3 protein-coding genes are annotated in these 1,395 nt (G+C 71.8%); all 3 read left to right on the plus strand.

The window, feature by feature from the left end; genetic code table 11:
• Positions 1-336 (plus strand): aminotransferase class I/II-fold pyridoxal phosphate-dependent enzyme (locus tag G6019_RS17525; RefSeq protein WP_241726115.1); only part of this gene is annotated, 336 nt, incomplete at its 5' end.
• Positions 333-956: an imidazoleglycerol-phosphate dehydratase HisB gene (gene hisB, locus G6019_RS16420; RefSeq protein ID WP_107756282.1), complete on the plus strand. Its 624-nt coding sequence runs from the start codon at positions 333-335 to the stop codon at positions 954-956. The genes G6019_RS17525 and hisB, both read left to right, overlap by 4 nt.
• Before the next feature lie 7 nt (positions 957-963).
• On the plus strand, positions 964-1,395 hold a 432-nt coding region (locus tag G6019_RS16425), incomplete at its 3' end, for an MFS transporter (protein ID WP_375539775.1).

Here is a 1,395-nt window from a genome sequence, read left to right on the forward strand (position 1 = left end):
GCGCAGGCCGCCGCCGGGGCCGCTCTGCGGCACGCCGACGAGACCCTGGCCTCGGTCGCGCTGCTGGCCGAGGAGCGCAAGCGCGTCATCGCGGGACTCGAGGCGCTCGGCTACGACGTGCTGCCCAGCGAGGCCAACTTCGTGCTCTACGGGCCCTTCGTGGACGCGCCCCGCGCGTGGCGGCGCTACCTCGACGCGGGCGTGCTCATCCGCGACGTGGGCATCCCGGGCCGTCTTCGTGCGACCATCGGGCTGGAGAGCGAGAACGACCGGCTGCTGCAGGTGAGCGCCGAGGTGGCGGGAACAGAGATCACCACGACGAGGGAGAGACGATGAGCGAGCAGGGCGGACGCGTCGGTCGCGTCGAGCGCACCACCAGGGAGTCGTCGATCGTCGTCGAGATCGATCTCGACGGCACCGGCCGGACGGAGATCGCCACCGGCGTCCCGTTCTTCGACCACATGCTCACCGCGTTCGGTCAGCACGGCGCGTTCGACCTCACCGTGCGCGCGACGGGCGACGTCGAGATCGAGGCGCACCACACCGTCGAGGACACCGCCATCGTGCTGGGACAGGCGCTCGGGAAGGCGCTGGGCGACAAGCGGGGCATCCGCCGGTTCGGCCAGTGTTCGATCCCCATGGACGAGACCCTCGCCGAGGCGGTCGTCGACGTCTCGGGCCGCCCGTACTGCGTCCACAGCGGAGAACCCGACGTCATGATCGGGTACGTCGTCGTGGGGCACGACAGCGCCCCGTACGGCACCGTGCTCAACCGGCACGTCTTCGAGACCCTCGCGTCGCACGCCCGTATCGCGCTGCACGTCCGCGTGCACTACGGGCGCGACCCCCACCACATCACCGAGGCGGAGTACAAGGCCGTCGCCCGGGCGCTGCGCGCCGCGGTCGAACCGGATCCCCGCATCAGTGGGATCCCCTCGACCAAGGGCGCCCTGTGATGACGAAGTGACACAGGGCGTCACGAAGCCGGGCGGGTTCGCACTATTGGCCCGGACCCGCGGTGTGCCCGCGGCGTTCATCCTGGTCCTGCTCGCCTTCGGTGGTTTCTCGCTGCTCCTGCCCGTGGTGCCTCTCGCCGTGCTGCGGGGAGGGGGGAGCGACCTGGTCGCCGGCGCGACCACCGGTGTGTTCATGACGGTCACCGTGCTGGTCCAGCTGCTCACCCCGAGGATCACCGCGGGGATCGGGTACCGCTGGGTACTCGCGACCGGCAGTGCGCTCCTCGGTCTGCCGTCCGGTCTGCTCGCCCTGGCCGAGGGGCCGGTCGCGGTGCTGGCGGTCAGTGGTGTCCGCGGGGCGGGCTTCGGCATGATGACGGTCGCCGGCTCCGCGCTGGTCGCGGAGCTCGCGCCACCCGGGATGCTCGGCCGCGCCACC

The organism is Dietzia sp. DQ12-76, assembly GCF_014145045.1.
Taxonomy (GTDB): Bacteria; Actinomycetota; Actinomycetes; order Mycobacteriales; family Mycobacteriaceae; genus Dietzia.